Source organism: Pseudomonas sivasensis (assembly GCF_021391435.1).
Classification (GTDB): Bacteria; Pseudomonadota; Gammaproteobacteria; order Pseudomonadales; family Pseudomonadaceae; genus Aquipseudomonas; species Aquipseudomonas sivasensis.
In genome coordinates, this window is record NZ_CP090029.1 from 5466433 (window position 1) to 5483845 (window position 17413).

The following is a 17413-nucleotide window of genomic DNA, read 5'->3' on the forward strand; positions in this document are numbered from 1 at the left end:
TCGACGCCCCAACCGGCGCGTCGACCGTCACCAATGTCAGTCAGTCAATTTTTCAGCCAGCGCCTTGACGCGGGCCAGGTCACCCTTCGCGACCTTGGCCACGCCGGTGCCGTATGCCGGGTCCGCTTTGTAGAGGAACGAGAGGATGATGTGCTTGCTCTCGTCATCCGTGGTGGCCAGTGAGCCGCCGAAGTTGTCGATCAAGTCCTGCTGCTCTTTTTTGGTGTATGAGCGATACAGATCACCGGCCTGCTTGAAGTTCTGCTCGCGCTGAATCTTCGCCTGCTGGGTGCTACCAGACAGTGCCGTCTGGCTGTAGCGCGCGGTTTGCGGCTCTTCGCGGTTTTCCAGGCGGCTTGGCTGGTAGTTCACGCCGCTGGTGGTCTTGCCGAAGTTCATCGCGCCGTCCTGGTTACCGTTGTTGACGGTGACCCGTGGGGCATTGATCGGCAGTTGCAGTGCATTGGCACCCAGGCGGTACATTTGGGTGTCGGCGTAGGAAAACACCCGGCCTTGCAGCAGGCGGTCTTCCGACGGTTCGATGCCGGGCACAAGGTTGGCCGGGGCCATGGCGACTTGCTCGGTTTCCTGGAACACGTTCGCCGGATTGCGGTTCAGCACCATCTGCCCAACTTTGCGCTCAGGCACGTTCGGCCAGATCTTGGTGGCGTCCAACGGGTCGAACTCAAACTTGGCCAAGTCTTCGGGCTTGAGCACTTGCACATACAAGTCCCACTTGGGGAAATCGCCCTTGTTGATATGGGTGACCAAGTCATTAGTCATATGGCTGTAATCACGACCTTGCACTTCGGTGACTTGCTTTGGATCAAGGTTCTTAATGCCTTGCAGGCTCTTCCAGTGGAACTTGACGTAATGCACTTCGCCTTTGGTATTAATCAATTTGTAGGCATGTACGCCATTACCGTCCATTTCCCGATAACTGGCGGGCGTGCCAGAGTCCGAATACAACTCGGTCAGCGTGCGCGTGGCCTCGGGTACATGTGAGAAGAAGTCAAAGCGACGGGAGTCATCATCCAAGTTCGTGCGCGGGTCAGGCTTAAACGCATGCACCATGTCCGGGAACTTGATGGCGTCACGAATAAAGAAAGTTGGGAAGTTATTGCCGACCAAGTCCCAGTTACCGTCAGCGGTGTAGAACTTGGTGGCAAAACCGCGCGGGTCACGCAGGGTTTCCGGGGAGTGGTTGCCGTGAACGACGGCCGAGAATCGCACAAATACCGGGGTGGCTTCGCCAGCGGCGAAAACTTTGGCCTTGGTCAGGTCGCTCAGGTTATCAGTCACCGTAAAAGTGCCGTGGGCGCCGGTGCCCCGGGCGTGCACCACGCGCTCGGGAATGCGTTCGCGGTCGAAGCGCTGCAACTTCTGAATGAGCTGCACGTCTTGCAGCAGCACCGGGCCATTGGCGCCGGCGGTTTGCGAATTCTGGTTGTCGCCGACGGCCGCGCCGTTATCTCGCGTCAGGTTAGCGGCTTGCACCGAAAGAGAAAGCAGACTGGCAGTCGCCAGCAACAGCGCATGTCGCGCCAGCACTGGACTGCGGCTCATTGGGTTGTTCATCGAGGTTTCCTCTGGTTTTTTTAGTGCACATTCAGTTGTGCTTGCCAGAGGCTAGTGACCTGGGAGTCAGAAGATAAATAGAAAAACCCCACCAGGGCGATTAAGAAATTAATGTGGTAACCCACTGAAACAGCGAGTATTTCGCGCGCGATTGGTGGCACTTTGCAAACTATTTGCGTTTTAATGTGTCGATTAAAATTAACAGTATTAACAGTTGTGTCGCACAAGCCCTATACGACTGACTTACACTGTGCTTCACCCTTCTCATCTGTAACAAGGAATAACCTATGAGCGTGATCAGTGAGTTCAAGGCCTTCGCGGTCAAAGGTAATGTGGTCGACATGGCCGTCGGTATCATCATCGGCGCAGCCTTCGGCAAAATTGTTTCCTCGTTTGTCGGCGACGTGGTGATGCCGCCCATTGGTCTGTTGATCGGTGGTGTGGACTTTGGTGACCTGGCGGTCACCCTCAAGGCGGCCCAAGGCGATGTTCCCGCCGTCGTGCTGGCCTACGGCAAGTTCATCCAGAGCGTGATCGATTTTGTCATCGTCGCCTTTGCGATCTTCATGGGCGTGAAGGCCATCAACCGCCTCAAGCGCGAAGAGGCCGTAGCACCTAGCCTGCCGCCGACGCCGACCAAGGAAGAACTGCTGCTGGGGGAGATCCGCGATCTGCTCAAGGCACAGAACGACAAGCCGCTTTAACCCGGATCGGCTTAAAAAAAGGCGCCTGCTTGAGGCGCCTTTTTTATTACCAGTAGTTTTCCACCGCCACCTGCCCAGGCCTGCGGCTCAGGCTCAGTTGCATGTCACGCTGCTTGAGCAACTGGCGGGTGTCATCAACCATCTGCGGGTTGCCGCAAATCAGCACGCGGGAATGCTCCGGGCTCAGCTCTACACCCGCTGCGCGCTCCAGCTCACCGTTTTCAATCGAGGTAGTAATGCGCCCGCTCAATGCGCCTGGATGGTGCTCGCGGGTAACGAGTGGAATGTAGGTCAGTTTGTGCGCGTACTCGGCAAGGTACTCACGCTCACCCAGCTCCTTGATCAGCGATTGATAGGCCAGTTCCTTGGCTTCCCGCGCGCTGTACACCAGCACGATCCGCTCGAATTTCTCCCACACTTCGAAGTCCTGCAGGATCGACAAAAACGGCGCGACTCCGGTCCCTGTCGCCAACATCCACAAGTCACGGCCATCGACGAACCGGTTCAAGGTCAGGAACCCCGTAGCCTGGCGTTCCACCATCAAGGTATCGCCCACGCGCAGGCGGTTCAGCTCGCTGGTGAACTCGCCTCCAGGGACCACAATCGAGAAGAAGTCCAAGTGCTCATCAAACGGCGAGGAAACTATCGAGTAAGCGCGCCACACCGTAGTGCCGTCCGCCTTGGTCACGCCCAGACGCACGAACTGACCCGCAGTAAAACGGAACCCAGGGTCGCGAGTGGTTCGCAGCGTAAACAGGCTGGGGGTCAGCGATTGCACATCGAGCAAGGTCTGGCGGGTAAATTTCTCAGCACTGGCCGTCATGGGGGGCTCCGTTCTACAGGTGCCCTAGTGTCCCTCAAAGTCGCGCACGGAAACACCGGTGGTTTGTAGTGGCATCGCGCAGCCCCTAAGTAGTGGCAATTTAGTGGCGGTCCAACCCATTGGCTATTAGTCCCTCTGCCCTAGCTACACGCCCACTCTAAGTTGATCATTCAACTCACTAAAAAATCGAAAAAAACCAACTAAGCGCCGTTATACCCCTTTTGCCGTCCTTAAAAAATCTTCTTAAACCCCCTGCGTTCAAGAGCGAAATTTTCCTCTTGCACCGTAAGTAATGTCCTACACTCCTTTCCGTGCATTTGGGAGTTCAGGAGGTATCCCATGTCATGTAGACCCCACATGGAGAGTTACTAATGGTTAACTGGCGTAATACACGTCTTCCCAAACTGGAAGGCGAAAGCGAGGCCACCACTCTTTTCGAGATAGCCCTCAACCACACCTTCGCACTCGGCTTCCAATACTGTTCCTTTACGATGAGTTCACACCTACCCAACAATCGAACGAAGCCCGTTCGCTTCAATAACTATCCAGATGAGTGGAACAACCTTTACAACCAGGCGCACTTTTTTGACGTTGATCCCGTGGTGAAACATTGCAAAAGCTCTGTGTTACCCATCGTCTGGGAGGAAAAAACCTTTAAAGACTCACCCAACTTGTGGTCTTTGGCTCAGTCGTATGGTGTGCATCTGGGTTGGACCCAGGCAGTGCATGATTTCCAGGGTGTGTTCAGCATGCTTACCCTGGGTCGCAGTAAAGGTGCCGTGACTCCGGAAGAGCTCTACGAAAAAGCTGGCCAGGTCCTGTGGCTTTGCCATGCGATGCATGCGGCCGTGGCGCAGACTTACGCGGCCAGCCCCAGTATCAACCCTGCGAAAAAATTGACCTCGCGCGAGACCGAAATCCTCAAATGGTCAGCCATGGGCAAAACTGCCGCAGACATTGCCACCATCCTGTGCCTTTCCGAACGTACCGTGGGCTTTCACATTTGCAGTTGCTTCAAAAAGCTTGGGGTCAACAACAAGATCGCCGCCGTGCTCTGTGCCTCGAAAGCAGGGCTGTTTTAACCGCCCTTGAAACACCGCATGTAATCCCCGTAGAAAAAAAGTAACATTTACGCCCAATTCTGAGTGCAGGGCCCCTTGGGGGCCCGCCTGTAGTTCACTCAGACGGTTGCGCAGGTCACTGCCGCCGCCCATCGATTACCCAGAGCCTCCCCCGCCATGCCCCTGCTCGACAGCCCCTTCGCCCAGCTCGATCTGATCCGCCAGCCAGAGCAACATAACGATCCGCTGCAAGCCTTCGATGCGGCCGACGAATACCTGCTCAGCCACCTGGCCGGACAACAGCCGAGTGCAGCGACACGCGTGCTGGTACTCAATGATAGTTTCGGTGCCTTGGCGGCCAGTCTTGAAGGCCAGATGCAGGTCACCTCCAGCGGCGACTCGTTTCTCGCCGCCCAGGGCCTGGAGAAAAACCTGGTACGCAATGGCAAGGCGTTTGATGGCGTGACTTTCGTGCCTGCCCACCAAGTGCCGACCGGCCCCTTTGACCGAGTTCTGATCCGCGTACCCAAAACCCTGGCACTGCTGGAAGAACAGCTGATCCGCCTGCAAGGCCAACTGGCACCGGGCGCAGAGGTCATCGCCGGGGCGATGGTCAAGCACCTGCCCCGCGCGGCCGGTGAGTTGCTGGAGCGTTACATCGGGCCGATGCACGCCTCCCTTGCGGTAAAGAAGGCACGGTTGCTGATTGCCACTCTGGAAGATCGCCCCGCGGCAGTCTCGCCCTACCCAACGCGCTATCAGCTTGAAACTCCCGCTATCGAACTGCTCAACCACGCCAACGTGTTCTGCCGTGAAGGCCTGGACATCGGCACCCGCGCCTTCCTGCCGCACCTGCCCAAAGGCCTGGGCAGTGCGCGCGTCGCGGACCTGGGCTGCGGCAACGGCGTGCTGGCGATTGCCAGCGCGCTGCAAAACCCGGACGCCCATTACACCTTGCTCGACGAGTCGTACATGGCCGTGCAATCAGCCCTTGAGAACTGGCAAGCCGCCCTCGGCGAACGGGAGGTGAGCGTGCGTGCTGCCGATGGCCTGGCCGGCCAAGCCTCGGACTCTCTGGATGTGGTGCTGTGCAACCCACCGTTCCACCAACAACAAGTGGTCGGCGACTTCCTCGCCTGGCGCATGTTCCAGCAAGCGCGGGAAGCGCTGGTGGTGGGCGGCGCGCTTTATATAGTCGGAAACCGCCACCTGGGTTATCACAGCAAATTGGCGCGACTGTTCCGCGGTGTCGAGCAAGTGGCCGCCACGCCGAAATTCGTCATCCTCAAAGCGCGCAAATAAAAAAAGCCCTGCCTCTCCAAACGAAAAAGCAGGGCTTGAAAACCGGGCCGCAAAGCCCGGATCGGGATGTCAGTGGGTGGTCAGGCCGGCCGCATTCATGAACATGCGCATCAGGCTGGCCACGACGAACAGTGCCAGCACACTGCCGGTCCAGATCATCGCCAGCCACCCCAGACGCCGCCACAACGGCTGTTTCTCGCCCTCTTCAATTTCGTGCAACGTAGGTTTGCCGGACATGCCACAACCCTCCTAGTGATAGCCGTCTTCGTGGGTGACCTTGCCGCGGAACACGTAGTAGCTCCAGAAGGTGTAGCCCAGGATGAACGGGATGATGAACAGCGTACCCACCAGCATGAAACCCTGGCTTTGCGGCGGTGCGGCCGCGTCCCAGATCGATACGGAAGGCGGAATGATGTTCGGCCACAGGCTGATCCCAAGGCCGCTGTAGCCGAGGAAAATCAACACCAGCGTCAACAGGAACGGCGTGTAGTGGGCATTACGCGCCACCGCGCGGATCAACCCGTACATGGTCACCAGCACCAGGATCGGTACCGGCAGGAACCAGAACAGGTTCGGCAGGGTGAACCAGCGCGTCGCGATTTCCGGGTGCGCCAGCGGCGTCCAGATACTGACGATGCCAATTACCGCCAACACAACGAATGCCAAGGGCCGCGCCAGGTTGTGCATCTTCTCCTGCAACGGGCCTTCGGTTTTCATGATCAACCAGGTGCAGCCGAGCAAGGCATAGGCCACGATCAGCGCCACGCCGCAGAACATCGTGAACGGTGTGAGCCAGTCCAGTGAGCCACCGGCAAACTGGCGGTCCACCACCGGAATCCCGTCGATAAACGCCCCCAACGCTACGCCCTGGAAGAACGTGGCCGTCAGCGAACCGCCGATAAACGCCTTGTCCCACAGGTGGCGCTTGTGGTCCTTGGCCTTGAAACGGAACTCGAAGGCCACGCCACGGAAGATCAGCCCGATCAGCATCAGGATCAGCGGCAGGTACAGCGCCGACAACACCACCGAATAGGCTAGCGGGAAGGCGCCAAACAACGCTGCGCCACCGAGTACTAGCCAGGTCTCGTTACCGTCCCAAACCGGGGCGACGGTGTTCATCATCACGTCGCGGTCGACTTTGCCCGGAATAAACGGGAAGAGGATGCCAATGCCGAGGTCGAAGCCGTCCATCACGACGTACATCATGATGCCGAAGATGATGATCACGGCCCAGATCAGCGGAAGATCAATACCCATCTCAATGCCCCTTGTGCTGGATGTCGACGTGGTCGTCATCGTTGCCGTCATCGGCAGCCGACAACGGACGGGCCGGTGTGCGTTTCTGGCCAGGGCCACCGTGGGTCGGTTCAGTACTTTCGTGGGTCACAGGGCCTTTGCGTACCAGGCGCATCATGTAGCCCAACCCGGCGCCGAACAGCGCGAAGTACACCACCACGAACAACACCAGGGTAATCGTCATCTGCGCCAGGCTATGCCCGGATGAAGCATCCGCCGTGCGCATCAACCCGTAGACCACCCAAGGCTGGCGGCCAATTTCGGTGGTGAACCAACCGGCAAGAATCGCGATCAGGCCGGACGGGCCCATCCACAGCGCCAGGTACAGGAACGGCTTGGACGTGTACATCTTGTCGCCGCGACGCAGCCACAGGCTGAACAGACCGGTGAAGATCATCAGGAAACCCAGGCCGACCATGACCCGGAACGACCAGAACACGATGGTCGAATTGGGGCGGTCTTCAGGCGGAAACTCCTTGAGCGCTGGCACTTGTTTGTCCAGGGAGTGGGTCAGGATCAGGCTGCCCAGGTAAGGAATTTCCACCGCGTATTTGGTTTTTTCGGCCTTCATGTCGGGCCAGCCAAACAGAATCAGCGGGGTCGGCTCATTGCCTTTGTTTTCCCAGTGGCCCTCAATCGCCGCGATTTTTGCCGGCTGATGCTTCAGGGTGTTGAGGCCATGGAAGTCACCGATCACCGCCTGGATAGGCGCCACGATCAGCGCCATCCACATCGCCATCGAGAGCATTGTGCGGATCGCCGGGTTGTCCTTGCCGCGCAGCAAGTGCCACGCCGCCGAGGAACCGACAAAGAAGGCCGTGGCAACAAAGGCCGCTGTGGCCATGTGCGCCAAGCGGTAAGGGAACGATGGGTTGAAGACAACGGCGAACCAGTCGGTTGGAATCACCCGGCCATCGATGATTTCAAAGCCTTGTGGCGTCTGCATCCAGCTGTTGGACGACAGAATCCAGAAGGTCGAGATCAACGTGCCCACGGCCACCATCACGGTGGAGAAGAAGTGCAGCTTGCGCCCGACCTTGTTCCAGCCGAACAGCATCACCCCAAGGAAACCGGCCTCAAGAAAGAAGGCGGTGAGCACTTCGTAGGTAAGAAGCGGCCCGGTGACAGCGCCGGCAAAGTCCGAGAAGCGACTCCAGTTGGTGCCGAACTGATACGCCATGACCAGGCCCGAGACCACGCCCATGCCGAAGTTGACCGCAAAGATCTTCGACCAGAAATGGTAGAGGTCGCGGTAGGTGTCGTTGTGGGTCTTGAGCCACAAGCCTTCCAGCACCGCGAGGTAACTGGCCAGGCCGATGGTGATCGCCGGGAACAGGATGTGGAACGAGATGGTGAACGCGAATTGAATTCGGGCGAGATCTAGCGCCTCCAAACCGAACATAAGTCTTCCTCTGTCAGGTAATACCGGCTGCTGGCGGAAGCCTGCACCCACTGCCCCCACGGATATGGAGTGTGGCGAATTTCAATTCGTTTCTTTTTTTACCAGCCACGTAGGGATTCTGGCCTTGCGGCCGCCAGATCAATCCCCACGGAGGTTTTGATCTGGATCAAGCATTACTGAAAGAGTAGTCCCATTTTCTGTGTCCAGTTATGTGGTCTTTTGCCGCGTGACAGACTGCCTCAGCCCAGCTCTAGCAACTATCTGTTACAACTTAATGCTAATCTCGCGGCTCCCTCTCGCCTCGACCCGAATTCCCGATGCCTAGTGAACCCGTGTTGCTGTTGCGTCATCACCGCCCTTTCATCGCGTTCTGGCTGGCACGGATTTTCACCGCCAGCGGCTTCCAGATGCTCACCGTGGCCATCGGCTGGAACCTGTACCAACTGACCGGCAATGTGCTGGACTTGGGTCTGGTCGGGTTGGTGGAGTTCGTGCCACGGGTGCTGTTCATGCTGCACACCGGACACGTGGCCGACCGCTACGAGCGGCGCAAAGTCGCAGCCATCTGCCAGACCGTACAGGCGCTGATTGCCCTGTCCCTGGCCATCGGCGGCCTGACCGGCAACGTGACCCGCGAGATGATTTTTATCCTCGCCTTCCTGCTCGGTGCCGCGCGCTCGTTTGAATTGCCCACCACCCAGGCGCTGCTGCCGAGCATCGTGCCCAGTGCGCTGTTCCCGCGTGCGGTGGCGTCTTCACAGTCGGCCCAGCAACTGGCCACCATCGTCGCCCCGGCGCTCGGCGGTTTGCTTTATGCGTTCGGCAGCGTCTGGGTGTATGGCCCCACGGTGGTGCTGTACATCATCGCCTGCGTGCTGACCCTCAACCTGCCCGCCCGCCAGACCCCACTGAACAAAGGCAAGGCCACCTTGGACTCGCTGCTGGCCGGCATCCGTTTTATCCGCAGCCGCCCGGACATCCTCGGCGCTATTTCCCTGGACCTGTTCGCCGTGCTGCTGGGCGGCGCCACCGCGTTGCTGCCGGTGTTCGCCAAGGACATCCTGCTGACCGGCGCCTGGGGCCTGGGCCTGTTGCGTTCGGCACCGGCGGTGGGCGCACTGTTGATGTCGTTGTGGCTGGCGCGCTTTTCGGTGGACCGCAAAGTTGGCAGGGTAATGTTCACCGCTGTCGGCGTGTTCGGCGTGGCGACCATTGCTTTCGGCCTGTCCACCTCGTTCTGGTTTTCCCTGGCGGTGCTGGTGGTGCTGGGCGCGGCGGACATGATCAGCATGGTCATTCGCGCCTCCTTCGTGCAGTTGGAGACGCCGGATGAAATGCGCGGCCGGGTCAGTGCGGTCAACGGGCTGTTTATTGGCGCGTCCAACCAGTTAGGCGAGTTCGAGTCCGGTATCACTGCGCACTGGTTCGGCACCGTGCCCGCCGTGGTCATGGGCGGAATCGGTACGCTGGTGGTAACCGGAGTGTGGATAAAACTGTTCCCGACACTGGCGAATCGGGATCGTATGCATGTGCCGGTGGAGGAAAGCATCAAGCCCGCTGCATGATTCAATGTGCCAATAAGGTCAATGTGGGAGGGGGCTTGCTCCCGATAGCGGTGGATCAGCCAACTTATGCTTGGACTGAAACTCCGCCATCGGGAGCAAGCCCCCCTCCCACGTTTGGATCTTCAATGTTTGCTGGACCGCGTCAGAGCACCTTATCCAGGGTGATCGGAAACTCCCGCCCCCGCTTGCCGGTGGTTAGGCGAGTTCGAGTCCGGTATCACCGCGCACTGGTTCGGCACCGTGCCCGCCGTGGTCATGGGCGGAATCGGTACGCTGGTGGTAACCGGAGTGTGGATAAAACTGTTCCCGACACCGGCGAATCGGGATCGTATGCATGTGCCGGTGGAGGAAAGCATCAAGCCCGCTGCATGATTCAATGTGGCAATAAGGTCAATGTGGGAGGGGGCTTGCTCCCGATAGCGGTGGATCAGCCAACTTATGCTTGGACTGAAACTCCGCCATCGGGAGCAAGCCCCCCTCCCACGTTTGGATCTTCAATGCTTGCTGGACCGCGTCAGAGCACCTTATCCAGGGTGATCGGAAACTCCCGCCCCCGCTTGCCGGTGGTTAGGCGAGTTCGAATCCGGTATCACCGCGCACTGGTTCGGCACCGTGCCCGCCGTGGTCATGGGCGGAATCGGTACGCTGGTGGTAACCGGAGTGTGGATAAAACTGTTCCCGACACTGGCGAATCGGGATCGTATGCATGTGCCGGTGGAGGAAAGCATCAAGCCCGCTGCGTGATTCAATGTGGCAATAAGGTCAATGTGGGAGGGGGCTTGCTCCCGATAGCGGTGGATCAGCCAACTTATGCTTGGACTGAAACTCCGCCATCGGGAGCAAGCCCCCTCCCACGTTTGGATCTTCAATGCTTGCTGGACCGCGTCAGAGCACCTTATCCAGGGTGATCGGAAACTCCCGCACCCGCTTGCCGGTGGCATGGTAAATCGCGTTGGCTACCGCCGCCGCTACCCCGACAATGCCGATCTCGCCAACACCCTTGGAACCCAGTGCATTGACGATCTCGTCGTGCTCTTCGACAAATACCACGTCAATCTCGCCGATATCGGCATTCACCGGGATGTGGTACTCGGCCAGGCTGTGGTTCATGTAGCGCCCCAGTTGATGGTCGATCTGGGTTTCTTCGTGCAATGCCATGCCGATTCCCCACACCACCCCGCCGAGAATCTGGCTGCGGGCCATCTTCGGATTGACCACGCGCCCGGCCGCAATCGCGCTGACCACACGCCGCACTTTGATTGTTCCCAGGTCTTCGTCCACCTGGACCTCGACGAACACCGCCGAGTGGGTGGCGGTGGCGTAACCCTCGCGTTTTTTGTCCGGCTCGCTGTCGACCTGCACTTCCAATGCGTCTTCGCCACTGTCCTTGACCAACTGCGCCAGCGACACACTCACGTCACCGGTGTGCAGTTGGCCGTCTTCAAAGCGAACGGACTCGGCGTCCTTGAACACCGGGTAAGTCTGGCGGGCAATGCTCAGCAGTTTGGCCGTCAACGCTTCGCAGGCTTGCTGCACGGCAGTGCCCACTGAAGACACGGTAAACGATCCACCCTGCAACGGCGCGGTGGGTAAAGACGAGTCACCGAGTAGAAAATTGACATCGTCGACAGCCACGCCACTGGCCTGGGCCGCGATCTGGGTCATCACCGTGTACGTACCGGTGCCGATGTCGGTGGTGGCGCTGCTGACCGTCAATTTGCCCAGCGAATCGATGCGCGCCTTAGCGCTGGCCTTCATTTGCATGGCCTCCCACACCCCGCCGGCCATGCCCCAACCAATCAACTGGCGGCCGTCGCGCATGCTGCGCGGCTCCGGGTTGCGCTGCTTCCAGCCGAAACGCTCGGCGCCTTCGCGGTAACACTCGCGCAGGGCTTTGCTCGACCAGGGTTTATCTTCGTTCTGGTTGCGTTCGGCGTAGTTGATCAGCCGCAGTTGCACCGGGTCCATGCCCAGGGCGCAGGCCAGTTCATCCATGGCGCATTCCAGGCCAATCACGCCCAACGCGGCGCCTGGCGCGCGCATGTCCAGGGGCGTGAAGACATCCAGCGGCACCAACTTATAAGTAAGCTGCACGTTGTCGCAGTGATAGAGCATGCCGCTCCATTCCACCACGTGTTCACTGAAGTCCTCGAAGCGCGAGGTCTGGCCAATCGCGGTATGCCCCAGCGCCAGCAAACGGCCGTTGGCGGCGGCGCCCATCTGCAAACGCTGCAGGGTGCGCGGGCGGTAGCCAAAGGTGAACATCTGCTGGCGCGTCAGGGTGACCCGCACCGAACGCTTGAGCGCCAGAGACGCCATCACCGCCAAAGGCAATTGGTACTGCGGGCGCAGACCAGAGCCGAAGGCGCCCCCGACGAACGCAGCAAAGATGCGCACCTGACTTTTATCCAGGCCGAAGACTTTTTGCACATAGGCCTGGCAGTTCTGCGGGCCCTGAGTCTTGTCATGGATGTGCAGGGTGCCATCCGGCTGATACAGCACGGTGCTGGCGTGGGGCTCCATCGGATTGTGGTGTTCAATGGGTGTGCTGTAGTGCAGATCGAGGCTGATGGCCGCGCCGGACCATTCAGCCTGGAAGTTACCGCGCGGCTTGGGCGGGGTTTGCGGCGAGGGATAGGCCAGTTCCTGCTGGGCGAGCAGATCGGTCTCGAACTCCTCGCACTCATAGTCGATATGCACCAGCGAGCCGGCGTGTCGCGCCAACTCCAGGTTATCGGCGATGACCAATGCCAGGGGCTGACCGCTGTAGAGCACGCGGTCGTTGTACAGCGGGCGAAACGGCGAGCCATCCGCCGCATCGTCATCGGCGAAGGCGTCGTCATAGCTGGCGATTTTCGGGCGGTTGAGATGATGGATAACATCCACCACACCCGGTAGCGCTAACGCTTTGGACGCGTCGATGTTGATAACACGGCCTTTGGCGATGGTGCTGGACACCACGCTGCCATGGAGCAGGCCATCCTCAGGAAACTCACCGGCGTAACGCGCCTGGCCTGTGACCTTGAGCAGACCGTCGACACGGTTCAAGGGTTTACCGATAGCGGTCATGGCTGTTCTCCTGCAACGGCGGCGTCGCTCAGCGCGCGGATAATTGCGCGGCGCGCGAGCTTGATCTTGAAGCCGTTATGTTCCAGCGGCTCGGCGTCTTGCAGCAGCACGTCGGCGGCGTTGCTGAAGGTTTCGCGGCTGACAGTCTGACCGATCAGCGCGGCTTCTACCGCGCGGTCACGCCAAGGTTTGTGGGCCACGCCGCCGAGGGCCAGGCGAGCGTCAACGATAGTGTCGCCGTCCAGTTCAAGGGCTGCGGCGACTGAGACCAAGGCAAACGCGTAAGACGCGCGATCGCGAATCTTCAAATAGTGGCTGTGACGTGCCAGATGGTCGGCGGGCAATTCAATTGCAGTGATCAGCTCATCGTCGGCCAGCAGGTTGTCGCGCTGCGGCGTATCGCCAGGAAGACGATGGAAGTCGGCGAACTCGATGACCCGTGCGCCGCCACGTCCCTCCACATGCACCCGCGCCTCCAGCGCAGCCAAGGCGACGCACATGTCCGACGGATGAGTGGCCACGCACTGCGCGCTGGCGCCAAGAATCGCATGGATACGGTTCAACCCGCTGCGGGCCGGGCAACCACTGCCGGGTTCGCGTTTATTGCACGGCACCGTTGCGTCGTAGAAGTAGTAGCAACGGGTGCGCTGCAGCAAGTTACCGCCGGTACTGGCCATGTTGCGCAGTTGCGGCGAAGCACCTGCGAGGATGGCTTGGGACAGCAGCGGGTAACGCTCTTCAATCAGCGGGTGCCAGGCCAGGTCGGCGTTGCTCACCAGCGCACCGATCCGCAGGCCGCCATCGGCGGTTTCTTCAATTCCATGCAGTGGCAGGCCGGTGATATCGATCAGGTGTTCGGGACGGCTGATGTTTTCTTTCATCAGGTCCAACAGGTTCGTACCACCGGCAATAAAACGCGATGCGCCGCTGGTCAGGTGCACGGCCTCCTGTACGTCGACAGGTTTGCTGTAGTGGAAGGGGTTCATTGCTCACCTCCCAGGCCGTCTTTGATGGCATCGCGGATATTGGTATAGGCACCGCAGCGGCACAGGTTGCCGCTCATCAATTCCTGGATTTGTGCAGTGTCGTGGGCACGGCCTTCATTGGCCAGGCCGACGGCGGAGCAGATCTGGCCCGGCGTGCAGTAGCCGCACTGGAAGGCGTCGTGTTTGATGAAGGCTTGCTGCATGGGGTGCAACTGGTCGCCCGTTGCCAAGCCTTCGATGGTGGTCAGCTCGGCGCCATCGCACATCACGGCCAGGGTCAGGCAGGCGTTTATGCGCTTGCCATCGCGCAGGACGGTGCAGGCACCACATTGGCCGTGGTCGCAGCCTTTTTTACTGCCGACCAGGTCGAGTTGTTCCCGTAGCAAGTCCAACAACGTGGTCCAGGGCAATACGTCCAACTGACGATCCTGGCCATTGAGGGTCAAGCGTATGGAGTGGGCGACGAACGGTTGGGCCGCCGCGCCATTGGGGGTCGCGCTCATAAACACCTCACGGGTTGGTGTACATCCGCGGCGTTCAGGAAAGTCGCCGTCTCAGGGGTACGACTTCCCGGGGTTTTGAGCGTTCAAGATGATTGATCAGCGGATATTGAGCAGGGTCTTCAAGGTGTTTCGCGGGGGATTGATCGATGAGTTGCTGTATTCGAACCAGCCTTGGGCTTCCACATTCAGGTCAAACACATAGATGTAGCCCATCAAGGTGCCCCCGCCAGCGCAGGCCTGGCTGACGTTGCCGACCTGACACACCGGCGTGCGCTGGCCGTTGAGCACCGCGCCGTTGAAGAGGCCGACCGGGTTGTTACCCAGGCCTACTTCCATCACCGACACCTTGGTCGGCCCTCGGTGCGTGCACATCTGCGTGGTGCTGGTGCGCTCTGGAATGGTTTCGGTGCAGTTGGCCGATTCGACCTTGAACACGCGCACTTCGCTCAAGGCCGGTGCAGTCGCGCCCCAGACCGGTGCCGCACCCAGCCACAGGCCGAGACAAGGGATCAGGGCTAGACTCCACGCGTTGGCTTTTTTCATGCTGTCGATGACCCGGTATTGAACGTCGGCGCAGTATGCCTCAAGGCCATGCGCCATACAGCCTCGGCTGCTGGTATGATGCGCCGCTTTTTCCGATCCTCTCTGAAACCACAGGCGTTTGGCGCAGTTTGTGCTTTGACTTAGAGGTCAACAAATCACGACGCAAGATAGCGTCACAGGGAGCAGGCATGCTGGAAAAGCTGTTTCAACTCAAGGCACACAACACGAACGTGCGCACCGAGATTCTCGCGGGCATCACGACATTCCTGGCCATGGCCTACATCCTGTTCGTGAACCCGAGCATCCTCGGCGAAACCGGCATGGATAAGGGCGCGGTATTTGTCGCGACCTGCCTGGCGGCGGCCATCGGCTCGACCGTGATGGGCCTGATCGCCAACTACCCGATCGCACTCGCGCCGGGCATGGGCCTCAACGCCTTCTTTACCTATACCGTGGTCCTGCACATGGGCCACACCTGGCAAGTGGCGCTGGGTGCGGTGTTTATTTCGGCGGTGCTGTTCTTCCTGCTGTCGATCTTCCGCATCCGTGAGTGGATCATCAACGCCATCCCGCTTCCCCTGCGTTCGGCGATTGCCGCCGGTATCGGCCTGTTCCTGGCGTTGATCGCCCTGCACAACGCCGGAATCGTGGTGAGCAACCCGGCCACCATGGTAGGCCTGGGCGACCTGACAAAAGCGGCCCCGATCCTCGCCACCCTCGGTTTTGTGCTGATCGTCGCACTGGAAGCCCTGGCCGTGCGCGGCGCGGTGCTGATCGGCATTCTTGCGGTCACTATCGCTTCCATCGTCCTGGGCGTGACCCCGTTTGGCGGCGTGACCTCGATGCCCCCTTCGCTGGCCCCGACCTTCCTGCAGCTGGATATCAAAGGCGCACTGGACATCGGCCTGGTCAGCGTGATCTTCGCGTTCCTGTTCGTTGACCTGTTCGACAACTCCGGCACCCTGATCGGCGTCGCCAAGCGCGCCGGCCTGATGAGCAAGGACGGCCACATGCCGAAAATGGGCCGCGCCCTGATCGCCGACAGCACCGCCGCCATGGCCGGTTCGCTGCTGGGCACGTCGACCACCACCAGCTACATCGAATCCGCCGCGGGCGTGAGCGCCGGTGGCCGTACCGGTTTGACCGCCATCGTGGTGGCGATCCTATTCCTGCTGGCGCTGTTCTTCTCGCCGCTGGCCGCCAGCGTACCGGCGTTTGCCACGGCGCCGGCACTGCTGTTCGTGGCGGTGCTGATGACCCAGGGCCTGGCAGAAATCGACTGGGATGACATTACTGTTGCAGCGCCGGTGGTGGTCACCGCCCTGGCGATGCCCTTCACATACTCCATTGCCAACGGCATCGCCTTCGGTTTCATCGCCTGGACCGCCATCAAGCTGCTTTCGGGCCGCTACCGTGAGCTGAACCCAGCGCTGGTGATTCTGTCGATTCTGTTCGTGATCAAGCTGGGCTGGTTCAACGCATGACTTTTGACGCCGCAAGCTACACCGTTCAACTGCAAGACAAGGTCACGCGCTTGCGTGACCTGCTGGCGCCGTTCGACGCGCCCGAGCCACAGGTATTCGACTCACCGCTGCAGAACTTCCGCCTGCGGGCGGAGTTCCGCCTGTGGCGCGAAGGCGGAGATCGCCACTACGCCATGTTCTCCCAGGACGACAAGCGCACGCCGATCCTGATCGAAGAATTCCCGATTGCCAGCCAACGCATCAATCAGTTGATGCCGCAACTCAAGGCCGCCTGGCAAGCCAGCGCCGCCCTGAGCCACAAGCTGTTCCAAGTGGAGTTCCTCACCACCCTGGCCGGCGATGCGATGATTACCCTGTGTTATCACCGCCCGCTGGACGAGCATTGGCACACGGCGGCGAACAAGCTGGCAGCTGATTTGAATGTCAGCATCATCGGCCGCTCCAAGGGCAAGCGCGATGTGATCGGCCACGACTACGTGGTGGAAAAACTCGACGTGGGCGGGCGCACCTTCAGCTACCGCCAACCCGAAGGCGCGTTCACCCAGCCCAACGGCACGGTGAACCAGAAGATGCTCAACTGGGCATACGAAGCCTTGGGCGATCGCCCGGATGACTTGCTGGAGTTGTACTGCGGCAACGGCAACTTCACCCTGCCGCTCGCCACCCGCGTACGCAAAGTGCTGGCCACCGAAATCAGCAAGACCTCGGTGAATGCGGCCCTGAGCAACCTCGATGAAAACGCGGTGGATAACGTCACGCTGGTGCGACTCTCTGCCGAAGAACTCACCCAAGCGCTGAATGAAGTGCGCCCGTTCCGTCGCCTGCAGGGCATCGATCTGAAGAGCTACGAATTTGGCAGCGTCTTCGTCGACCCGCCCCGCGCCGGCATGGACCCGGACACTTGCGAATTGACCCGTCGCTTCGACAACATTCTCTACATCTCCTGCAACCCGGAGACGTTGGCGGCGAACATTGCGCAGTTGCATGACACGCACCGCATTACGCAATGCGCGATGTTTGACCAGTTCCCGTGGACGCACCACATGGAATCGGGGGTGTTGCTGACTCGTCGGTAATTCCAAGGCTGGTAGCAGTTC

General features: G+C 59.8%; 15 protein-coding genes and 2 pseudogenes. 8 read left to right on the top strand and 9 right to left on the bottom strand.

The genetic code is table 11. From position 1 onward, the window contains the following. Positions 1-36: 36 nt before the first annotated feature. The gene (katB, locus tag LRO94_RS24740; RefSeq protein WP_032884665.1) at positions 37-1578 is read right to left on the bottom strand and encodes a catalase KatB; all 1542 of its coding nucleotides are present in this window, start codon (positions 1576-1578) and stop codon (positions 37-39) included. A gap of 287 nt (positions 1579-1865) precedes the next feature. On the opposite strand from katB, the gene mscL reads away from it, so the two are divergent. After that, positions 1866-2282 (top strand): large-conductance mechanosensitive channel protein MscL, encoded by a 417-nt coding sequence (gene mscL, locus LRO94_RS24745; RefSeq protein ID WP_032884664.1) that lies wholly within the window; start codon positions 1866-1868, stop codon positions 2280-2282. Between the two features lie 46 nt (positions 2283-2328). Here the strand turns inward: mscL and LRO94_RS24750 are convergent, their stop codons facing one another. Further along, positions 2329-3105 (bottom strand): ferredoxin--NADP reductase, encoded by a 777-nt coding sequence (locus tag LRO94_RS24750; protein WP_179179849.1) that lies wholly within the window; start codon positions 3103-3105, stop codon positions 2329-2331. Between the two features lie 371 nt (positions 3106-3476). Between LRO94_RS24750 and LRO94_RS24755 the strand changes: the two genes are divergently transcribed. Then, on the top strand, positions 3477-4187 hold the full coding sequence (locus tag LRO94_RS24755; protein WP_032884662.1) for a helix-turn-helix transcriptional regulator: 711 nt from the start codon (positions 3477-3479) through the stop codon (positions 4185-4187). Between the two features lie 156 nt (positions 4188-4343). Further along, entirely contained in the window at positions 4344-5468 is a 1125-nt protein-coding gene (locus LRO94_RS24760; protein ID WP_122752968.1) for a methyltransferase, read from the top strand. A gap of 69 nt (positions 5469-5537) precedes the next feature. Here LRO94_RS24760 and LRO94_RS24765 read toward each other — a convergent pair whose 3' ends face one another. The 3 genes from LRO94_RS24765 to LRO94_RS24775 are packed head-to-tail and all read right to left on the bottom strand — an operon-like array spanning position 5538 to position 8166. Next, complete coding sequence (locus LRO94_RS24765) at positions 5538-5705, bottom strand: DUF2474 domain-containing protein (protein ID WP_081797589.1); 168 nt, start codon at positions 5703-5705, stop codon at positions 5538-5540. Positions 5706-5717: 12 nt separating this feature from the next. Further along, positions 5718-6725, bottom strand: a complete 1008-nt coding sequence (cydB, locus tag LRO94_RS24770) for a cytochrome d ubiquinol oxidase subunit II (RefSeq protein WP_032884660.1) — start codon at positions 6723-6725, stop codon at positions 5718-5720. A 1-nt stretch (position 6726) separates the two neighbouring features. Next, complete coding sequence (locus tag LRO94_RS24775; protein ID WP_032884659.1) at positions 6727-8166, bottom strand: cytochrome ubiquinol oxidase subunit I; 1440 nt, start codon at positions 8164-8166, stop codon at positions 6727-6729. Positions 8167-8483: 317 nt separating this feature from the next. Between LRO94_RS24775 and LRO94_RS24780 the strand changes: the two genes are divergently transcribed. The 3 genes and pseudogenes from LRO94_RS24780 to LRO94_RS24790 form a co-directional block, all read left to right on the top strand. After that, positions 8484-9731 (top strand): MFS transporter, encoded by a 1248-nt coding sequence (locus tag LRO94_RS24780; protein WP_032884658.1) that lies wholly within the window; start codon positions 8484-8486, stop codon positions 9729-9731. 183 nt (positions 9732-9914) lie between these two features. Then, a pseudogene (locus LRO94_RS24785) lies at positions 9915-10103 on the top strand (MFS transporter); the annotation flags it as partial. 183 nt (positions 10104-10286) lie between these two features. After that, positions 10287-10475, top strand: a pseudogene (locus LRO94_RS24790) (MFS transporter); the annotation flags it as partial. Between the two features lie 141 nt (positions 10476-10616). On the opposite strand, the gene LRO94_RS24795 reads toward LRO94_RS24790, so the two are convergent. From LRO94_RS24795 to LRO94_RS24810, 4 genes are all read right to left on the bottom strand, one after another. Next, complete coding sequence (locus LRO94_RS24795) at positions 10617-12800, bottom strand: xanthine dehydrogenase family protein molybdopterin-binding subunit (RefSeq protein ID WP_179179848.1); 2184 nt, start codon at positions 12798-12800, stop codon at positions 10617-10619. Then, positions 12797-13786, bottom strand: coding sequence for an FAD binding domain-containing protein (locus LRO94_RS24800; RefSeq protein ID WP_032884656.1), 990 nt, complete (start codon positions 13784-13786; stop codon positions 12797-12799). Before LRO94_RS24800 ends, LRO94_RS24795 begins: the two co-directional genes overlap by 4 nt. Continuing rightward, positions 13783-14289, bottom strand: coding sequence for a (2Fe-2S)-binding protein (locus LRO94_RS24805; RefSeq protein ID WP_032884655.1), 507 nt, complete (start codon positions 14287-14289; stop codon positions 13783-13785). The genes LRO94_RS24800 and LRO94_RS24805 overlap by 4 nt, the downstream gene beginning before the upstream one ends. 96 nt (positions 14290-14385) lie before the next feature. Continuing rightward, the gene (locus LRO94_RS24810) at positions 14386-14832 is read right to left on the bottom strand and encodes a DUF4879 domain-containing protein (protein ID WP_122753017.1); all 447 of its coding nucleotides are present in this window, start codon (positions 14830-14832) and stop codon (positions 14386-14388) included. 188 nt (positions 14833-15020) lie between these two features. Here LRO94_RS24810 and LRO94_RS24815 point away from each other — a divergent pair, with 188 nt between their 5' ends. Further along, positions 15021-16316, top strand: a complete 1296-nt coding sequence (locus LRO94_RS24815; RefSeq protein WP_032884654.1) for an NCS2 family permease — start codon at positions 15021-15023, stop codon at positions 16314-16316. Continuing rightward, entirely contained in the window at positions 16313-17392 is a 1080-nt protein-coding gene (gene trmA / locus LRO94_RS24820) for a tRNA (uridine(54)-C5)-methyltransferase TrmA (RefSeq protein WP_095186234.1), read from the top strand. Before LRO94_RS24815 ends, trmA begins: the two co-directional genes overlap by 4 nt. Positions 17393-17413: the final 21 nt, after the last annotated feature.